Source organism: Photorhabdus sp. RM323S (genome assembly GCF_042879375.1).
Lineage (GTDB): Bacteria > Pseudomonadota > Gammaproteobacteria > Enterobacterales > Enterobacteriaceae > Photorhabdus > Photorhabdus tasmaniensis.
Map to the genome: position 1 here is coordinate 105,893 of NZ_JBHFKZ010000005.1, position 18,499 is coordinate 124,391.

Here is an 18,499-nt window from a genome sequence, read left to right on the forward strand (position 1 = left end):
CCCACGTTTATTAGGTGCCATTGTCGTTTAGTTGCTGGCATAACTGTTCCGCTGCCAGAATGATGCGAGGCCCCGCCCGATGAAACCAATCTTCATGCAGTGTAATCACTTTGGCCTTCAATTGAGGATGCCAGAAATTCTCAATTAATTTGGCTTGTTCCGGTCCACCGCTGATAACAATCGTCTCAGGTTTCCGAGTCAGTACTTGCTCACGGCTTACCTGAGGCCAGGGAACGGAACTGTCAGCAAAAATATTTCTGCCACCACAGATTGAAAGCACTTCACTTTGCAGTGTCTGTCCTGAGGCAGTAAACAGAGACTGAGTGCCAAATTGTAAAAAGACAGGTTTTGGTGTGGTAGCGGCATATTTTTGTTTCAAAGCGGCAAATCGTTGGCGCAGTTCAGCCGCAGATTTTTTTGCCTGCTCAGGATGGGGGCTGTATTCAGCCAGTTGCTCTAAATTCTGAGCTATCTGCTCAATAGTTTTAGGATCGGAGTAAAAGATCTTAATACCAAAAGAGGCGAGTTGTTCCAGTGGGCGTTGGGGATTACCGCCTCGCCATGCCAGAATCATATCGGGTTTCAGCGTGATAATCCGTTCCAGATTAATGCCTTGCCAGTTAGCCACTTGCTCAAGTTTACTGGCTTGAGGGGGATAATCAGAATAAGCACTGGCGGCGATCAGATGGTCACCTAACCCGGCAGCATAGGCTAATTCTGTGGTTGACGGGGATAAGCTGATGACCCGTAAAGGCGTGGCATACAAATAATGACTGAAACCACTGAGAAACAGTAAAAGCGATAACCAAACTGAACCTGCGCTTTTTATCCATCTCATGAAAGTATGCCCTTGAAGATATAAATATTCTGCATGTTGCCGGCAGAGCAGACACGCCCTTGATATCTTCTGAAAGTATTAATCAGGGCGTGATTCTGTCAATAAAATATTATTTATCGTGACTCAGTGTTGCCAGCATTGCGCTGACCATTAATGTGGATTGGCGGGCCGCCACGGCAAGAAATTCATCAAAACTGAGATGAGATTCCTTATCTGCCACATCAGAGATAGCGCGTACAACAACAAACGGTGTGTTGTATTGGTGGCAAACATGCCCTATTGCTGCCGCTTCCATTTCTACTGCGGTAACTTGTGGGAAAGTCGCTCGGATACGGGCCAGGGGTTCAGCACCGTTAATAAATGCATCACCGCTGCAAATCAGCCCACGTATCGCATTTAAATCCAGTGAGCGAATACATTTTTCTGCCAGTGCGATCAACTGGTTATCCGCCAGGAACGCAGGGGGGCATTGCGCCATTTGACCTGGTTCATAACCAAAAGCAGTAACATCCGCATCATGATAGCGAACTTCGCTGGATACCACGATATCACCGATTTGCAATTGCGGATCAAGGCCACCTGCGGAGCCCGTGTTGATAATCACATCAGGCTGACAATATTCAAGCAGTAAAGTCGTACCAATTGCAGCAGAAACTTTACCAATACCGGATTTTAACAGTGCGATCTCCACGCCGTTGAGCTTACCGGTATAGATTTCGCAGCCACCCCGTGACAGTGTCTGGCGATCTTCAATTTGATCGCGCAGTAAAGTCACTTCTTGCTCCATAGCACCTATCACGCCTACTTTCATTGTGTCATACTCGCTGTTGATTAATTAATCATATAAAATCATTCAGTTCCTGAGTTTAACATTTAATGCAGAACAATCAGATAATCTGTGGTGTAAAACAGTGCTATCTCACAAGTCGGGGGATAAATGTCCGGGACAGACTTTAGTCAGAAGCTTAATTATCAACGTAAATACAGCCATTATGATGTTGATCCTAATGATGAAGAACAAGTTATTCGTCAGTTTGAAAGTGATCGCGGGCGGATTATGAATTCAGCGGCTATTCGTCGTTTACAGCAGAAAACACAGGTTTTTCCTCTGGAAAATAATGCCGCTGTCCGCAGTCGTCTGACGCATTCATTGGAAGTGCAACAGATTGGCCGCTATATTTCGAAAACGATTATCAATGAACTGAAAACGCGTAACTTATTGGCTCAATATCGGCTGGATAAACGGCTGTTGCCATTTGAGAGCCTGATTGAAATGGCGTGTTTAATGCACGATATTGGTAATCCACCTTTTGGTCATTTTGGTGAAGCGGCAATTAAAGACTGGTTTACCAGAAAGCTTGATCTTAATTTTGCCCTGGAAGATATTGAGCGAAAAGATCAATGTGAAATACTGGCATTGCGTTTGTGCGGCGATGTGAAAAAAGATCTTTTCCGTCGCCAGTTACGTCAAGATTTATGTCAGTTTGAAGGGAATGCTCAGGCTATCCGTATGGTACACAGCCTGTTAAAACTCAATCTGACTTATGCGCAAATTGGTTGCATTCTAAAATATACCCGTCCTGCTTTTCGTCTTGAAAAAGAGCTGGATCAATTTAATTACCTGATGAAAAAACCGGGTTTTTATTGGTCGGAAAAGAATTTTGTCCGCGAATTACGCCGCGAGCTTAAAATGGGGGAATTCTGTCGTTTTCCACTGACTTATATTATGGAAGCCGCAGATGATATCTCTTATTGCATTGCTGATCTGGATGATGCTGTTGAAAAAGATATTTTTGGCGTAGATACGCTGATGGAATATTTAGAACAGGAGTGGGAAGAAAACGGCGGTCATCGGTCCAGGGATCTGTTCGACGCAACGATCAGAAAAGCGTATAAAAGAACGAGTGGCAACGAATTACGTCGAAGTCAGCAGGACCAATTTTTTATGTATTTGCGGGTTTATATTACCGGCAGGCTGGTACCTTACACTGCTCGTCGTTTTATTGATCATCTGCCTGCTGTTTTTGAGGGTTCATTTAATCAAGCATTACTTGAAGATAAGAGCGAGGAGCATCGGTTGCTTAAAACGCTAAAGAACATAGCCTGTAAAAGAGTGTTTAATCATCCGGAAATTGAAGAATTAGAGTTGCAGGGATATAGAGTTATCAATGGGTTATTGGATTTTTACTGGCCGCTATTGAAGATGTCCCGCCAGAGTTTTATGCAATTAAACCAGAACAATTTCCATAAAGATTATTTTATTGAAACCCGGTTGCTGCACAAACTTTCCACCAAACATCGCTTGGCTTATAACGAAGCGGTAGAAGGGATCATCGCCACTGATGAATCAGAAAAAGACCTGTTGGAATTCTACTACCGTGCTCGTCTTATTCAAGATTACATCAGTGGCATGACAGATAATTATGCTTATGAAGAGTATCGGAAGTTTATTGTGTGTAACTGATAGTTGGGCCGTTACTCAATAGCGTTTGGGCAGCGGCAAGTACATTATCAATTTCATCTATCAACTCCAGTAATTCAGGTTTTATATCGGTTAATGGAACGTTTTTTTGTAATTGCTGTTCAATTAATTGGCAAAGTGCTTTAAGTTGTGGCACGCCGCTGTAACAGCAGCTACCGTGCAGCTTATGGATCTGCTGCTGATAATCGTCAACAATGTCCCCGGATAAAACCCTTTCTGTGATTGCTTTCATATCCGGCAGAGAATCCACCAGCATTGTTATCATTTCCTTCGCTATCTGTCCTTTTCCTGCTGCCTGTTGCAGCGCTAATTGCCAGTTAACATGTTGTGATTCTGGTGTTTTAATGTGACGGTTTAGCACTGTTCTCAGGCCATCTTCGTCCAGAGGTTTGGTCAGAAAATCTTCAAATGGCGATTGATCTGCATCGCCCTTTGGCCGGCAGGTATAGGCTGTGACGGCGATAATCGGGGTATTACGGTGTTGTGGTAGCTGGTGGATGCGTTCAGCAGTACAGATGCCATCCATACCCGGCATATGGATATCCATCAGAATGACATCAAAATGGTGAGATTTTGCCGATTGTAAAGCGTCTTCTCCATTACTGCATATCACTGTTTTTTCTACGACGTCTTTCAGTAATGAGCCGATTAATTTGAGATTGGCTGAATTATCATCAACGGCCATGACCGTCATGGGTAAGCGCGGGGATTGAATAATGGTTTTTTGTGGTACAACCGAGCCGGTTAGAATGAAATCGTCTTTTCCTAGCCACAAATTAAAACGAAAAACGGAACCTTTTTCCGTCTCGCTGGTAAAACTGATATTACCGCCCATTTCGCGGATCAGTTTCCGGGTAATCACCAGACCAAGGCCGGTTCCACCATAACGGCGGGAAATACTGGCATCTGCCTGATGAAAAGCCTGAAACAGATGAGGTTGCTGTTCAGGGCTGATACCGATACCTGTATCGCTGACAGTAATCTCTAAATTGATTTTATGGGATTGCTGTTGTATCAGATTGATTTTTATTTTCACAAACCCTTGTTCAGTGAATTTAATTGCGTTACCGATAATATTGGTGAGTATTTGCTGGAGGCGCATAGGGTCGCCTATGACCAGATTCGGTATTTGGGGGTTAACGCTGTGCGTTAGCTGGATGCCCTTATTTTGGGCGCTGGGTGTCAATAAAACTATCACCTCATCAATGGTATCCTGTAGAAGAAATGGAATGTTTTCCAGTATCAGCTTATCAGCCTCAAGCCGGGAAAAATCCAATATATCATTGATAATATTCAGTAGATGATTGGCAGAACGTTCAATAATATACAGATATTCAGTTTGCTGTTTTGTCAGCGAAGTTTTCAGTGTTTGGCGGGTAAAACCAATGACGCCATTAAGCGGTGTGCGCAATTCATGGGACATATTTGCCAGAAATTCTGTTTTTATTCTGGCGGCTTCCTGAGCGCGTTTCTTCGCTATTGCCAGTTCAACGTTCTGAATTTCAAACTGCTCCATCGTTGCCCGTAGATCTGAGGTTGCCTGATCAATATCGTTCTGCATCTCTTCTTTATAGCTGGAGAGCGATTTTGCCATAGCATTAATACCATTTTTCAGCGTATCCAATTCACCAAAATATTTCCCGCTGACACGGCTGTTTAACTGCCCTTGGCGAATTTTATCGACCGTACTGACCATATCGCTGATAGGTTTTGTGATTTTGCGCACCAAATGGTAGGCAAACAGTGAGGCCCAGCCAAGGCAAATCAATAACAGCAATATAAAGATAACGATTTCTTTATATTGCTGTAAGTGAGCTGACCGTAAATCAAGATCAATGGCGATATAACCGATTGGATGTAGAGATGGGGTATCAGCGTTCTGCTGATTTTGAGATAAATAGTGCTCTGAGATAATCGGCATTCGTAAAATAATACTGTTTTTGACCTCCATTTTTGTCAGGACTGTTGGCAGTGGCATACCTGGTGCAATCTGGAGTTGAGCAGAATTGTATTTATAATTTGATATATCAAATAGCTGATTATCATCATTAAAAATGGCAATCGCCCGGACTATCTCAGAATTTCTGCGATGAAGCCGGGTTATCAATGAGTTGACGCGTTCACGGTTATGCAGGTTTATGCCGATTTCACTGGCAATCGAAAGGGGTTCAATGATACTGACCCCGGATCGAACGATTTGGTTTTTCAGTTCACGATAGTGATAACAGAGAAACGATATACTGAAAAACATGCCAACCAGTAAAATCGGCACCAGAATCAGGCTCATCATTCGGGTGCGTAAGCTATATTTGGTCATAAGCGTCCATTATGGGAAAATAAGAACTTAATAATTCATAGTCCGTAAGAATCATGGTGCAATTTTATTCCCCCAATCGCCGAATAGTAAACCGGCATATCATTACAGTCACTGCTGATAATCTGGATGCCCAAGGACAGGGTGTAGCTCGTTATCAGGGTAAAACCATTTTTGTCGCCGGATTATTGCCCGGTGAACAGGCACAGGTACAACTAACGGAAGAGAAACGCCAATTTGCCAAAGCAAAGTTGGTTAAGCGTTTATCTGACAGTCCATATCGTGTCAATCCCCGCTGCCCACATTTTGGAATATGTGGCGGTTGTCAGCAACAACATGTTGCATCTGATTTACAGCGAGAGAGTAAAGCCAGTGTTTTGGAACATCTTATCAAACGGGAAACTGGCATAACTGTCTCGGCCAGGCCGGTGATCCTCAGCCCCGAATATGGTTATCGGCGCCGGGCAAGGTTAGGTTTACATTATCAGATAAAACAACGTCAACTGATGATGGGATTTCGTCAGAATCAATCCAATGAATTAGTTGCGATAAAAACATGCCCTGTTTTACAACCTGAATTGGAACGGTTATTGCAGCCGCTATCTCAGTGTCTGAATGATCTGAAAGCGGCTAAACGGTTGGGGCATGTGGAATTGGTGCTGGCAGATAACGGCCCATTGATGATATTGCGCCACCTTGATCCCCTGAAAGGGGAAGATAAAGAAAAATTATGCACATTTTCTGTGCAACACAATGTGGCTGTCTATCTGGCGGCAGATGAAACTTCGATTGAGTCACTGCATGAACCGCTGGAACCCTGGTATCAGGTGGATGGTCTGAAACTGGTTTTCAGTCCAAGAGACTTTATTCAGGTTAATGATTCGGTAAATCAACAAATGGTTGCTCAGGCGATAGCGTGGCTTGATTTACAACCGAATGACAGAGTACTCGATCTGTTCTGTGGTATGGGGAATTTTACCCTGCCGATTGGCCGGATAGTGCAGACGGTGGTTGGAGTGGAAGGGGTTGCCACGCTGGTAGCGAATGGGCAATATAATGCCAGATTAAATAATTTGGATAACATATCTTTCTTCCGTGAAAACCTGGAGGCGGATATACATCGTCAACCTTGGGCTAAACTGGGGTTTAACAAGGTCTTATTAGATCCGGCGCGTGCGGGTGCGGCAGGAGTCATGTCACACATCGTCGAGCTGGCCCCTGAAAAAGTGGTCTATGTCTCTTGTAATCCAACAACATTGGCGCGGGACAGTAAGATTCTGCTTGAGGCGGGCTATCATATTATCAGTGTGCGGATGCTGGACATGTTTCCGCATACTGGTCATCTGGAGTCAATGGCGCTATTTAGCCGCTAGATTGTGGTTGGGTAGAGGCTGTGAAGGAGTCGGGAGAGATTATGGTTGCGGTAAGAAGTGCTCATGTAACCCCTGCGGGAGAGTTTGCAGTAAATAAGTGGATCGCCAGTTTAAATATAGCGAATCTTCAATTGGGTGAGAAATTAGCCGAAACCTGGCGTTATTGTCACGAAAAAGCGCAAAATCATCCTGATTCAGAACTTCTGTTATGGCGTGGCGTAGAAATGGTTGAGATCCTTTCCACGCTGAGTATGGATAATGACAGTATGCGCGCTGCGCTACTGTTTCCGCTGGTTGACGCCAAATTGCTCGACAGTGAAACCGTCACCGAGGCGTTTGGCAGTGCGATCATCAATCTGGTGAAAGGCGTCATGGATATGGACGCTATTCGTCAGTTAAAAGCCACGCATAATGATTCAACCTGTTCCGTGCAGGTTGATAATGTCCGCCGGATGCTACTGGCAATGGTAGAAGATTTTCGCTGCGTTGTTATCAAGTTGGCGGAACGTATTGCCCATCTGCGGATAGTGAAAGAGGCGACTGAAGATGAGCGAGTACTGGTTGCTAAAGAGTGTTCCAATATTTATGCGCCACTCGCTAACCGCCTGGGGATTGGTCAACTCAAATGGGAACTTGAGGATTATTGTTTCCGTTATCTCCATCCTGATGAATATAAAAAAATTGCTAACTTACTGCATGAGCGGCGGATTGATCGTGAACAGTATATTGATCACTTTGTAAGCACATTGCGTAAATATATGCTCAAAGAGAGCGTAACAACTGAAATATATGGCCGACCTAAACATATCTACAGCATCTGGCGCAAAATGCAGAAAAAATCACTGGCATTTGATGAGTTGTTTGATGTCCGCGCTGTACGGATTGTGGTTGAGCGTTTGCAGGATTGCTATGCGGCGCTGGGGATAGTACATACTCACTATCGCCATTTGCCGGATGAATTCGATGATTATGTTGCTAACCCGAAGCCTAATGGCTACCAATCCATTCATACCGTAGTGCTTGGGCCGAGTGGTAAAACATTAGAAATTCAGATCCGGACCCGTCAGATGCATGAAGATGCGGAATTGGGAATAGCAGCCCATTGGAAATATAAAGAGGGTGCGACGGCGGTTGGCCGAGCGGGGTATGAAGGACGTATTGCATGGTTGCGTAAACTGATCGCATGGCAGGAAGAGATGGCCGATTCTGGCGAGATGCTGGATGAGGTTCGCAGCCAGGTGTTTGATGATCGGGTATATGTATTTACGCCGAAAGGGGATGTTATTGATCTGCCTGCTGGTTCTACGCCACTGGATTTTGCCTACCACATTCACAGCGATGTAGGACATCGTTGTATTGGAGCGAAAATCAGCGGTCGAATTGTGCCATTCAGCTACCAATTGCAGATGGGTGATCAGATTGACATCATCACGCAGAAACAGCCGAACCCAAGCCGTGATTGGTTGAATCCAAACCTGGGATACGTCACTACCAGCCGTGGTCGGGCGAAAATTCATAACTGGTTTCGTAAACAGGATCGGGATAAGAACATCATTGCAGGTCGTCAGATGTTGGATAACGAACTGGCCCACTTGGATATCAGCCTGAAAGAAGCGGAAAAACTGCTAATTGCGCGTTATAACGTCCATACCCTTGATGAAGTGCTGGCGGGCGTTGGCGTTGGTGACATTCGTATCAACCAGTTGACTAACTTTCTGCAAAGCAAATTCAATAAAACCACGGCGGAAGATGCAGATCGGGAAGCGCTTCGCAATTTGGAAAGCAAACCCCATGTACAGCGTAGTTCTGTTAAAGATAACGGACGGATTGTGGTAGAAGGTGTGGGTAACTTGATGCATCACATTGCCCGTTGCTGCCAACCCATTCCGGGGGATGAGATTGTCGGCTTTATCACCCGTGGCCGGGGAATATCTATCCACTGGGCTGATTGTGAACAGCTGGCGGATTTGCAGGCCAGTGCACCTGAAAGGGTGGTGGATGCGGTTTGGGGAGAAAGCTATTCCAGTGGTTACTCACTGATTGTGCGTGTGGTGGCGAATGATCGCAGTGGATTACTGCGTGATATCACCACGATCTTGGCGAATGAAAAAGTGAATGTGCTTGGGGTGAGCAGCCGCAGTGATGTAAAGCAGCAGATTGCCACCATTGATATGAAAATTGAGATTTATAACCTGCAAGTACTGGGACGGATATTGGCGAAAACCAATCAGTTACCGGATGTCATTGAAGCCAAACGCCTTCATGGCAACTGACCGCAGGAAAATTGGGATAAAAGATGAAAACACCCGCTATAGAACGGTTACTGGGGATCATGGCGCAGTTGCGCCATCCTCAACAAGGATGTCCTTGGGATAAAGAACAGACATTCGAAACGATTGCACCTTATACATTAGAAGAGACTTATGAAGTCATTGATGCCATTGAGCGTGGTGATTTTTCCGATCTGAAAGAAGAATTGGGCGATCTATTATTTCAGGTGGTTTTCTATGCTGAAATGGGCAAAGAGCAGCAGTTGTTTGATTTTGATGACATCAGTAATGCCATTAGCGATAAGCTGGAGCGCCGGCATCCACATATTTTCGGTCAGCAGCAGACTATCAGCAGTGATGTGGCGATCAGTGGCTGGGAAAAACATAAGGCACAGGAAAGAGCACAAAAAGATCTTCATTCTGTTTTAGATGACATTCCGGCAAGCCTGCCGGCGTTAATGAAAGCTTATAAAATCCAGGAACGCTGTGCTGGCGTTGGTTTTGACTGGGATACCTTGGGGCCGGTGCTGGGCAAAGTTTATGAAGAGATAGACGAAGTGATGGATGAAGCTCATCAGGCAGTTGTTGATGAACAGCACCTGGAAGAAGAGATTGGTGATTTACTGTTTGCTGCTGTGAACTTGTCGCGTCATTTGGGGTACAAACCTGAAATTGCCTTACAAAAAGCATGTAATAAGTTTGAGCGTCGGTTTAAAGGCGTAGAAAAGCTGATCCTGAGCAAAGGCCAGACGCTGGAAGCGGCGACATTGGAAGAAATGGAACAAATGTGGCAACAGGTTAAGAAACAGTAAGTTGAAGGAATAGCCTGAAAGCTGAAATTTTTAGTTTTTTGAGAGGAAAATTTATGCTGAATAAATTTTCCTGATCTTGGTTTAAAAGGGAATTAAGTGTTTCTGGATTGGCTATTCTATTATTTCTCATCTATGCTGTTTTTGATTATTTCTTTTGCTGTAATTGGATTCTGCCTATTTGAGTTAAATTGCTTATGTTCTGTTTTTGCATTCTTTATTTTATCTGCATCATTCAGAAATGGAATGTTATATAATTTTATTTTCACGTTAGCTATTTTATTGATGGCATTTAGATTATATTTAAACCCTGCGTCGTGTTACCCAGTTAATAAAAACAGGTGGATTCACATAATAAGCTAACCACCATAATTACTATGATACAAGTTCATCACCGGAAGAACTCAACACTTGGGGGTAAGTGCATATCTTGACCTTATTATGTTGATTTAATGATCTTTCTAACAAGGTGTAATGCAAATGCATTGTAATGACAATTGATTTATATTGCCTTTAAGTGTTGAGATTTTCAGTTTATTACTATTAGATAACGATAAGATTAATCAGCAAAAATTCGACTAAACCCCTCTGCTAAATCATCAATCAAATCCTGAATATTCTCCAGCCCGACATGCAGTCGGAACAGGGTGCCTGTTTTTTGTGGGGAATTGTACTGGCGTATCGTTTTTATCTCTTCGGGTTGATAACCCAGGATCAGCGATTCGAAACCACCCCATGAAAATGCCATTTTAAAATGGTGAAAATTATCCAGATAATTTGAGAATTGCTGGTGTGTTAATCTTTCTTTCAATTGAAAAGAGAACAGGCCACTACTGCCGCTGAAATCGCGGATGAAATTGTCATGGCCGGGGCAGGAGGGGAGGGCCGGATGATAGACTACTGCAACCTCGGATCTTTGTTGCAGCCACTGTGCTATCTCGATACTGCTTTTTTCATGCTGTTTCAGGCGAATTGCTAAAGTCCGCAACCCGCGATTTGCCATATAAACAGTATCAGCATCGGCTATCTGTCCCATCAAATAGGAATTTTCTCGCAACTGCACCCAACAACGCTCGTTAGCGACAGCAATACCTAACATAGCATCCGAGTGACCAATAATATATTTGGTACCGGATTGAATTGAAATATCAATGCCGAACTCCAGTGCTTTAAACAGCACACCCGCCGCCCAGGTATTATCGATCATGATGACAATATCTGGATTGACTTGCCGTACCGCGCGGACAATCGCCGGAATATCCTGTACTTCCATGGTTATTGAGCCTGGAGATTCAAGAAACACCACTTTGGTATTGGGCTTAATCAGTTCAGCAATCTCCTCACCAATCATCGGATCGAAATAATCGGTAGTTATATTCATTCGTGACAATATCTTGTCACAAAAGCCTTGTGTCGGGTCGTAAGCTGAACCAGTCAACAGAATATGATCGCCGGCGGCGGCAAAAGAGAGAATGGCGTTGCTGATCGCGGCGGCACCAGAAGGATACAGCGTACAGCCTGCGCCCCCTTCCAGTTCAGCCATGGCTTCCTGAAAAGAGAAATGGGTCTGCGTGCCACGCCGGCCATAAAACAGTTCGCCATTGGCGCGGTTGTGTGTCGCCTGTCTTTTGGATGCGACAGAATCGAAAATCACAGATGATGTTCGCTGAATAATCGGATTGACGGCACCTTGCGTAAATTTACGGTTTCTGCCCGCATTGACCAGTGAAGTTTCCAGTTTTTTTTCTGTCATGATCCATTGCCATCTTAATTTCAAAATTTGAAATGGTGTAAAAAAAGAGAGTTAACACGTTAAAAGATTTAGTCCTTTTTGTACAAAAGGATTAAGCCAACTTGACGAAAATTCATCTGATTACCGGTGTGTGAGGTTTCTTTGACTTGATTTTGTGAAAGGGTGACACTTTTTTATTAAACAATAATGATAATTACTATCAAATCACTTAATGTTTGATATCATCAGCCTTCATTTTCATTCAATTTGGTGAAGATGAGTTAAGACTCAGCGTAAATAAGGTTAGTGAGATGACGAAAGGTAATTCACTGCTAAATAACAAGGTTTATAAGAAAGGGAGTAAAGGCCAACTGATGCGTAATTTGACTGCTTCAATTATCTTGGCGTTCGGGCTGGCAGGTTCAGCGTTGGCTGATACAACACCCGCATCTGCAACAGATAACAGCACCACGACCAAAACCGCACAGATTGCAGCACCTGCTGCGGCTACCTCAACCACTTCGGGTACAACGGCACCACCGGCAAATCAGGTTGCGCCACAAACTGCACCCGCAACAGACGCTACCCAAGTGACTCCGGTTGCCACTGATATTGCGGCCCCTAACGTTTCAGCCGATGAAACCAATCCTTCCAGTGGTTTTGCTACCGATTTGTCTATCTGGGGCATGTATAAGAACGCTGACGTTGTTGTTAAGACCGTGATGATTGGCTTGGTGATTGCTTCTGTTATTACCTGGGCGTTGTTCTTTTCAAAAGGTGTTGAATTGTGGGTTGCTGGTCGTCGTTTACGTAAAGAGCAACTGGCTTTGGCGGAAGTTAAGAGCCTTGATCAGGCTGCGGAAATTGCAGAAGGTTTCAGCAAACTCAGTATCAGCCGTTTACTGCTGAGTGAAGCACAGGCAGAACGCCAGTTATCTTCTGAGAGTATTGATCTGAATAGCACAAAAGAACGTGTTTCTTTCCGTCTGGAACGCTCAGTTGCGGCTATCAGCCGTCATATGGGGCGTGGTAACGGCTATTTGGCTACGATTGGTGCGATTTCTCCTTTCGTTGGTCTGTTTGGTACGGTGTGGGGGATCATGAACAGCTTTATCGGTATCGCACATTCACAGACAACTAACCTCGCTGTTGTGGCGCCGGGTATTGCGGAAGCATTGTTAGCGACAGCGCTTGGCTTGGTAGCGGCGATTCCGGCCGTTGTGATTTACAACATCTTTGCCCGTATGATCGCATCTTACCGTGGTCAGGTTGGTGATATGGCGGCACAGGCATTATTACTGCTTGGCCGTGATCTGGATTTGGCAAATAGCAAGACAAGGTGATTTATGGCAATGCGTCTTAATGAAGATTTGGACGATAGCGGCGAATTGCACGAAATCAACGTCACACCATTTATTGACGTGATGTTAGTGCTGCTGATTATCTTCATGGTAGCGGCACCACTGGCAACCGTTGATATTAAAGTGGACTTACCCGCGTCGTCGGTAAAACCGCAACCCCGTCCTGAAAAACCGGTATTCCTGACGGTTAAGGCTGATCGTCAGCTTTACGTCGGAGATCAACAGGTCGATCACGATACTCTGGCGGCGGTGTTGGATCAGACAACCCAATCCAATAAAGAGACAACCATTTTCTTTCAGGCGGATAAAACCGTGGATTATGAAACACTGATGAGTGTGATGGATGCTCTGCGTAAATCGGGCTATCTGAAAGTGGGATTGGTGGGAATGGAAGCGGTTTCACCGGGTTAGTTATCACGGATCCTTCCACTAAATAACCGCGCTGGAAAGCGCGGTTGAGATTAAAGTGATAATGGGTTCGTGTAATGAGAGCCTGATTTGATCAGGGTAGGGAATAATCACGCTATTTTGGATCGATATGAAAATATTGAAATGACGTTCACAGAATCGGTCTGATTCTTGAGCTCATAGAGTGAACTATCGTTAGCCAGTTCAAGCAGCATTGGCACTGTAATTTTCAAACGTTTGGCTAGTGCTTCAATATCGATACAAACATCATTAATAAGCACTTTTATTGCTCGATGAAATAATTCAGGTTTCTCATGGGGAATAAGATAATCCTCTTTCTCCTCGATAGCTTCGCCCTTGCGTTTAAGCCCCAAAAAAGCCGTTTTGTATTGAGTATCGGTTAAAAGAGAAAGCTGATGTGCCCGATAAATAATCGCTGCTTTACTTACCTTCCAGGTTAATTTGAACTCACTTAGACCTCGCCAGTTAATTCTCCCGCCTATCGGGGCGGGGAAATATTTAGCCATCGCACTTCGTGGTAAAAGTAGGGCAGAAGCAAATTGGTTGGCTTGAGATTCGGTTATTCTATCACCAGTAGATATTCCTCCGTGTAGCACGAGATGTCCAATCTCATGTGCAATATCAAACCGTTGTCGGCATGGTGACTTTTTGGCTGTATTTCTGACAATGAAAGGCCGATCTAATGGAACGGATAACGTGTCAACATCATCAGATACTGAGTCAAATGAGGTAACAAATGCACCTAGCTTTTCAGCCAGGCGTGTCACATTTTCAATTGGCCCAAACCCTAATCCCCAATCAATCCGACATCTTTCTGCTGCTCGTTCAACTTCTTCCGGGGAGTTTGCTTTTAATTCGGGAAATAACACTGGGGGTAAATTGAGGTTTTCTTCGAAAACGACGATTAATCGTCTATATAACTCAGCCTTTGCAAGTGCTGCTAATTTTGTTGCTACTCTAATTGCACTGCGTTTACGGAAATGAACGATCTCCTCGTTCACAGGAGATTGCTCTTGGGTTTCAAAAAACGTAGGAGTGACCTGCAATACAGTCGCTAATTCATTAGAAAGTTCATTAGTTGGCACAGCAAAGCCGGATTCCAGCCGCTGAATATATTGGCGGGTTTTATTAACCTGCTCAGCCACTTGCTCAAGAGATAGCTCGTGATACAGACGAGCTAACCGCAAATTGGAACCATTGAACACTTTTCACCTACTACTTGTTGTTACGCTTGTTTTCCCTGGATTTATCAGTCACAGCAGCACTGATAGGATCCAATTCGATTGTTACCGCAGATGGCGGTGTGTTGTCTGTAGAATGCAGCACGGATATTTTACTGTTATCGTAAGTCCATTGAGACAACATTTCTTCATGCTCGTTGTAGCCGGCAAAATGAACTTGTGCACCTTCGCTTTCAAACGAGGGTTTTTCTACAATAAAGCGCCATATTGTTGGTATCGTGATTTCTGGTGCCCAGAGCTGGTCTACACTATTACGGCGAAAGAAGCCTGATTTTTTAGGATTTTCTGGATCATCACTAAAAAAACGAAGTGGGATTGCTTCTATTTCGATAGTTGTATCCATACAAGGATTAGTTAGTTTCAGCCAATGATAAGTACCTTTCATACAGAGTTGGATAAGGCATTGTCTTTGGCGGCCGAATGTACAGGTTCCTCGGGTATAATTATCATCTAATGGTGTAGAAAGCTGCTCATAAGTATGATCAAGCACATTGAGTAATTCTTTTGCAATAATACTTAAACGTTCTTCACTTAACTGTGGATGGAATTCCCAAGGGTAGCGGATGTTTGGCATTTGCTGTTTTCTCTAAGAGTGCAAAAATTCAGATTTGTCAATCTTGATCTTGGTGCAACTTTCTGATTTTGTCAACCCAACATTATTTCAATAGTTTCTTTAATGCATCTCAAATTGAGCTAATCACACTGATGTTGATAGCCCGCTTTATAAAATTGCAGAATTTTCATATAAACCGTAGGCAATCAGAAACATAGCCAAAGCGACGATGAAATCAAAAATTCTGGCTACTTTTATATTCTGAAAAAAGCGCGACGCAAATTTAGCGCCAAGGCCGGTCAGAATGAACCAGAAAAAAGAGGCCGCAGAAGCGCCGAGTATAAAACTGAATCTTGCTTCTAAGGGTAAACGTGATCCTATATTTCCAAGGATCAGAAAAGTATCAAGATAAACATGAGGATTGAGAAGCGAAAAGGCCAGCGTAGTCAAAAAGACGTTGGAATTTTTTGCCTTATGAATAGCTGATGATTTCTTATTGACATCTGCAACTGCATTCTCCCATCCTTTAGGTGCGCTGGATATTGCGTTGATGAAAGAAAGCGTACCGTAATATAACAAAAAGAGGATACCAGCCCATCGTGCAATAAACACGAAATTGGGAATTGTCATCATCAGTGTGGACATAAAGAATGTTCCCATGATGATTAATAGGCTGTCACAGGTGGCGGCTGTGATAGCAGAAAGAAGTACATTTTTCTTCTGTAGTCCTGTCTTGATGATATAAATATTTTGCGCACCTATCGCAATAATAAGACTCAGACCTATGAAGAATGCTTTTGAGGCGACATTGAGATCCATAGTTTAATATGACCCGAATTTGAATTTAATTGGTAATTCTGCATAAGCAATGTTTTGAGCACCAATAAACGGGTAATCAGGTGCGCTATACCGGAAAATATGCAGGTAACTACTTGGTATCATTGATGAAGCCTCTTTGGATTTATGTTGTATTAGATATTGTATGATTTTGAGATTATCCTCCTGTTATCGTTTTTAATTGCATATCTTTGGCAATTTTGAGCGTTGCATTCTCGGCATCGTGAAGAACTTGTGATTTGTATTCGAGCCTGGATTGAAAACTCTTTAATTCTTGCTGCAATTTCTTAATCATTTCCTTTACCCTATCCGGGCCTGTAGAACCTGCGCTGCATTGTCTTTCCATAACTTTAATAGGAGAAACACAATCATAGATTTCTTTTTCAGAGAGTGTAATTGATTGTTGGGCAAGAAATTCGCGGACAAAAGCGGTATTCCTCATATCCATTGTTTTAGTGGATAATTTTTGGGTGAGTAAACCGGTAAGACGATGTGCTTCTCTGAAAGGCAGGTTTTTTTCTCTTACAAGATAATTTGCCAATTCTGTGACTGTGGAAAAGTTTTTCCAGCATAATTCTTCAGCGCGATCAGATTTGTATTTAGAATTTTCAATATGTTGATGCAAGATGCTGGTGGTATTTTTTATGATATCAATCGCATCCCATAACATAGGTTTGTCTTCTTGCAAGTCGCAATTGTAGCCAAGTGTGACTCCTTTAACCATAGTTAATAATTGCATTAACACGCCATATATTCGGCCTACTCTTCCTTTAATGAGTTCTGCAACTACAGGGTTCTTTTTTTGGGGCATAATAGAACTTCCGGTGGCGAAAGTATCATCAATGGTTAACAGTCCAAATTCATGACTATTCCAGATAACGATTTCTTCCGCCAATCGGGAGAAGTTACTCATCAGTATTGCAAAAGTAGATGCAGTTTGAAGCGCGAAGTCACGGGAACTTGTCGCATCCAGGCTATGTATTAATTCACGATCAAATCCTAATAGTTTTGATGTCATTTCCCTGTCTATTGGGAATGAGGTTCCTGCCAGGGCACAGGCGCCCAGTACATTTAGGTTTGTTACATTAAAAGCAGATTCTAAACGTTCTAAATCGCGCAGGAACATGCTGGCGTAACATGAATACCAGAAAGCTAAACTAATAGGTTGTGCGGGTTGAAGATGTGTATAGCCAATAGCGATCTTATGTGTACATTCGTCAGAAAGTTTGAGCAGAGTATTAACAAAAGAATAAAGGCTTTTTTGTATATCAAGCAGTTCAGCCCTGAGATACATACGGGTATCGGTGACGACCTGATCATTTCGCGAACGGGCAGTGTGAAGGCGACCACCGTATTCTGAGCCAATCTCACGGATAACTAGGCTTTCAATGTTTAAGTGAACATCTTCAAGTTCAGGATCTAAAGTCAGCGTTCCCTGCTCATTTGATTCATAGAGTTTGAGAAGAGCGCTGAATATTTTTCCAGTCGCTTCTTCTGAGATGATTTCACAATTGTTGAGCATCGCCAGATGAGCCATACTTCCCCAGATATCGTAACGAATAAGCCGGGAATCAATATCTGTTGTCAGGGTGTATTTAAGAACACTGCGATCAATTTCTTTCGAGAAGCGACCACCCCAAAGTTTTTCAGCCATAAAAATCTCTCCTTACACCATTAGTTCATTATTAAGACCTTTATTTTCCAGATAGATTTCCAGCTCTTTTTTAGTAAATAACTTAGGTTCCCATTTTTCTTGAGTTGTTGGCAATTTCTCTCCGTGAAAAATATTTATGCAAATATCGTAAAGTAGAATAAGACAATACACCGCAGTACGCTGACGTAATGTATCAGGTTTCTCAATGGGAATGATTGGAAAATTTATTGTCTTAATGATCTCACCATGATCGATATAATTATCTATATGATGGCATGTTGCTCCAAAATAAGGATCTTTATTATCAATAGCATAATGGTATCCGCCTATCCCCCGATATTTTGTAGAAGAAGGATGAATGTTTATTGCCCCTAGTTTAGCTCTGGATAATATTTCTTTGGTCAGTACTAAGTCTGATTTAAAAGAAATTATCCAATCTCCTCTCCATGAGTCAACGGATTCATTCTTAGGCATGCCTGTTTCCCAAAAAACCGGGCTGACCTTATTAAAAAGAGTGAAAATAAATTCATAGGCTCTTTCGGACCAAAATGAACAATCACCGATAAAGAGCACATGGGCGTTGTATTTCTCCATCAATTTCCCCTG

At 43.2% G+C, this 18,499-nt stretch carries 15 protein-coding genes; 6 read left to right on the forward strand and 9 right to left on the reverse strand.

Annotated features, from left to right (window positions below; all coding sequences use genetic code 11):
• Window positions 1-10 precede the first annotated feature (10 nt).
• Window positions 11-838, reverse strand: a complete 828-nt coding sequence (gene btuF / locus ACGF7G_RS04175) for a vitamin B12 ABC transporter substrate-binding protein BtuF (RefSeq protein ID WP_133813500.1) — start codon at window positions 836-838, stop codon at window positions 11-13.
• A 109-nt stretch (window positions 839-947) separates the two neighbouring features.
• Complete coding sequence (gene mtnN, locus ACGF7G_RS04180) at window positions 948-1,649, reverse strand: 5'-methylthioadenosine/S-adenosylhomocysteine nucleosidase (RefSeq protein ID WP_133813501.1); 702 nt, start codon at window positions 1,647-1,649, stop codon at window positions 948-950.
• Between the two features lie 126 nt (window positions 1,650-1,775).
• Here mtnN and dgt point away from each other — a divergent pair, with 126 nt between their 5' ends.
• A complete protein-coding gene (gene dgt / locus ACGF7G_RS04185) occupies window positions 1,776-3,302 on the forward strand; it encodes a dGTPase (protein WP_387463723.1) in 1,527 nt (508 codons plus the stop codon).
• On the opposite strand, the gene ACGF7G_RS04190 is transcribed toward dgt, so the two are convergent.
• Entirely contained in the window at window positions 3,286-5,637 is a 2,352-nt protein-coding gene (locus tag ACGF7G_RS04190; RefSeq protein WP_387463724.1) for an ATP-binding protein, read from the reverse strand. The genes dgt and ACGF7G_RS04190 overlap by 17 nt on opposite strands.
• A gap of 53 nt (window positions 5,638-5,690) precedes the next feature.
• Between ACGF7G_RS04190 and rlmD the strand changes: the two genes are divergently transcribed.
• From rlmD to mazG, 3 genes are read left to right on the forward strand one after another with little or no spacing between them, the layout of a single operon-like run.
• Complete coding sequence (gene rlmD, locus ACGF7G_RS04195; RefSeq protein ID WP_387463726.1) at window positions 5,691-7,007, forward strand: 23S rRNA (uracil(1939)-C(5))-methyltransferase RlmD; 1,317 nt, start codon at window positions 5,691-5,693, stop codon at window positions 7,005-7,007.
• A 41-nt stretch (window positions 7,008-7,048) separates the two neighbouring features.
• Window positions 7,049-9,280, forward strand: coding sequence for a GTP diphosphokinase (gene relA / locus ACGF7G_RS04200; protein WP_387463727.1), 2,232 nt, complete (start codon window positions 7,049-7,051; stop codon window positions 9,278-9,280).
• 23 nt (window positions 9,281-9,303) lie between these two features.
• Window positions 9,304-10,089: a nucleoside triphosphate pyrophosphohydrolase gene (gene mazG, locus ACGF7G_RS04205; RefSeq protein ID WP_387463729.1), complete on the forward strand. Its 786-nt coding sequence runs from the start codon at window positions 9,304-9,306 to the stop codon at window positions 10,087-10,089.
• Window positions 10,090-10,645: 556 nt separating this feature from the next.
• Here the strand turns inward: mazG and metC are convergent.
• Complete coding sequence (metC, locus tag ACGF7G_RS04210; RefSeq protein ID WP_387463731.1) at window positions 10,646-11,839, reverse strand: cystathionine beta-lyase; 1,194 nt, start codon at window positions 11,837-11,839, stop codon at window positions 10,646-10,648.
• Between the two features lie 353 nt (window positions 11,840-12,192).
• On the opposite strand from metC, the gene exbB reads away from it, so the two are divergent.
• Window positions 12,193-13,161, forward strand: coding sequence for a tonB-system energizer ExbB (gene exbB, locus ACGF7G_RS04215; RefSeq protein ID WP_387463776.1), 969 nt, complete (start codon window positions 12,193-12,195; stop codon window positions 13,159-13,161).
• Between the two features lie 3 nt (window positions 13,162-13,164).
• Window positions 13,165-13,590, forward strand: a complete 426-nt coding sequence (exbD, locus tag ACGF7G_RS04220) for a TonB system transport protein ExbD (RefSeq protein WP_387463733.1) — start codon at window positions 13,165-13,167, stop codon at window positions 13,588-13,590.
• A 107-nt stretch (window positions 13,591-13,697) separates the two neighbouring features.
• On the opposite strand, the gene ACGF7G_RS04225 is transcribed toward exbD, so the two are convergent.
• The 5 genes from ACGF7G_RS04225 to ACGF7G_RS04245 all read right to left on the reverse strand — a co-directional run bounded on the left by ACGF7G_RS04225 (window position 13,698) and on the right by ACGF7G_RS04245 (window position 18,487).
• Complete coding sequence (locus ACGF7G_RS04225; RefSeq protein ID WP_387463735.1) at window positions 13,698-14,813, reverse strand: helix-turn-helix domain-containing protein; 1,116 nt, start codon at window positions 14,811-14,813, stop codon at window positions 13,698-13,700.
• A gap of 10 nt (window positions 14,814-14,823) precedes the next feature.
• Entirely contained in the window at window positions 14,824-15,423 is a 600-nt protein-coding gene (locus ACGF7G_RS04230; protein ID WP_387463736.1) for a hypothetical protein, read from the reverse strand.
• Window positions 15,424-15,570: 147 nt separating this feature from the next.
• Window positions 15,571-16,221 carry a LysE/ArgO family amino acid transporter gene (locus tag ACGF7G_RS04235; RefSeq protein WP_387463738.1) on the reverse strand — a complete coding sequence of 217 codons (651 nt, stop codon included), beginning with the start codon at window positions 16,219-16,221 and terminating at the stop codon, window positions 15,571-15,573.
• A gap of 175 nt (window positions 16,222-16,396) precedes the next feature.
• Window positions 16,397-17,893: an argininosuccinate lyase gene (gene argH, locus ACGF7G_RS04240; RefSeq protein ID WP_387463740.1), complete on the reverse strand. Its 1,497-nt coding sequence runs from the start codon at window positions 17,891-17,893 to the stop codon at window positions 16,397-16,399.
• 12 nt (window positions 17,894-17,905) lie between these two features.
• Window positions 17,906-18,487, reverse strand: a complete 582-nt coding sequence (locus tag ACGF7G_RS04245; RefSeq protein WP_387463741.1) for a formyltransferase family protein — start codon at window positions 18,485-18,487, stop codon at window positions 17,906-17,908.
• Window positions 18,488-18,499 lie beyond the last annotated feature (12 nt).

What these genes read in the sequence shown, in the direction of transcription:
- mtnN (WP_133813501.1), bottom strand. Translation starts at nt 1,649, where the DNA reads ATGAAAGTAGGCGTGATAGGTGCTATGGAGCAAGAAGTGACTTTACTG.
- relA (WP_387463727.1), top strand. Translation starts at nt 7,049, where the DNA reads ATGGTTGCGGTAAGAAGTGCTCATGTAACCCCTGCGGGAGAGTTTGCA.
- mazG (WP_387463729.1), top strand. Translation starts at nt 9,304, where the DNA reads ATGAAAACACCCGCTATAGAACGGTTACTGGGGATCATGGCGCAGTTG.
- btuF (WP_133813500.1), bottom strand. Translation starts at nt 838, where the DNA reads ATGAGATGGATAAAAAGCGCAGGTTCAGTTTGGTTATCGCTTTTACTG.
- ACGF7G_RS04230 (WP_387463736.1), bottom strand. Translation starts at nt 15,423, where the DNA reads ATGCCAAACATCCGCTACCCTTGGGAATTCCATCCACAGTTAAGTGAA.
- dgt (WP_387463723.1), top strand. Translation starts at nt 1,776, where the DNA reads ATGTCCGGGACAGACTTTAGTCAGAAGCTTAATTATCAACGTAAATAC.
- ACGF7G_RS04235 (WP_387463738.1), bottom strand. Translation starts at nt 16,221, where the DNA reads ATGGATCTCAATGTCGCCTCAAAAGCATTCTTCATAGGTCTGAGTCTT.
- argH (WP_387463740.1), bottom strand. Translation starts at nt 17,893, where the DNA reads ATGGCTGAAAAACTTTGGGGTGGTCGCTTCTCGAAAGAAATTGATCGC.
- ACGF7G_RS04245 (WP_387463741.1), bottom strand. Translation starts at nt 18,487, where the DNA reads ATGGAGAAATACAACGCCCATGTGCTCTTTATCGGTGATTGTTCATTT.
- exbB (WP_387463776.1), top strand. Translation starts at nt 12,193, where the DNA reads ATGCGTAATTTGACTGCTTCAATTATCTTGGCGTTCGGGCTGGCAGGT.
- rlmD (WP_387463726.1), top strand. Translation starts at nt 5,691, where the DNA reads ATGGTGCAATTTTATTCCCCCAATCGCCGAATAGTAAACCGGCATATC.
- exbD (WP_387463733.1), top strand. Translation starts at nt 13,165, where the DNA reads ATGGCAATGCGTCTTAATGAAGATTTGGACGATAGCGGCGAATTGCAC.
- metC (WP_387463731.1), bottom strand. Translation starts at nt 11,839, where the DNA reads ATGACAGAAAAAAAACTGGAAACTTCACTGGTCAATGCGGGCAGAAAC.
- ACGF7G_RS04190 (WP_387463724.1), bottom strand. Translation starts at nt 5,637, where the DNA reads ATGACCAAATATAGCTTACGCACCCGAATGATGAGCCTGATTCTGGTG.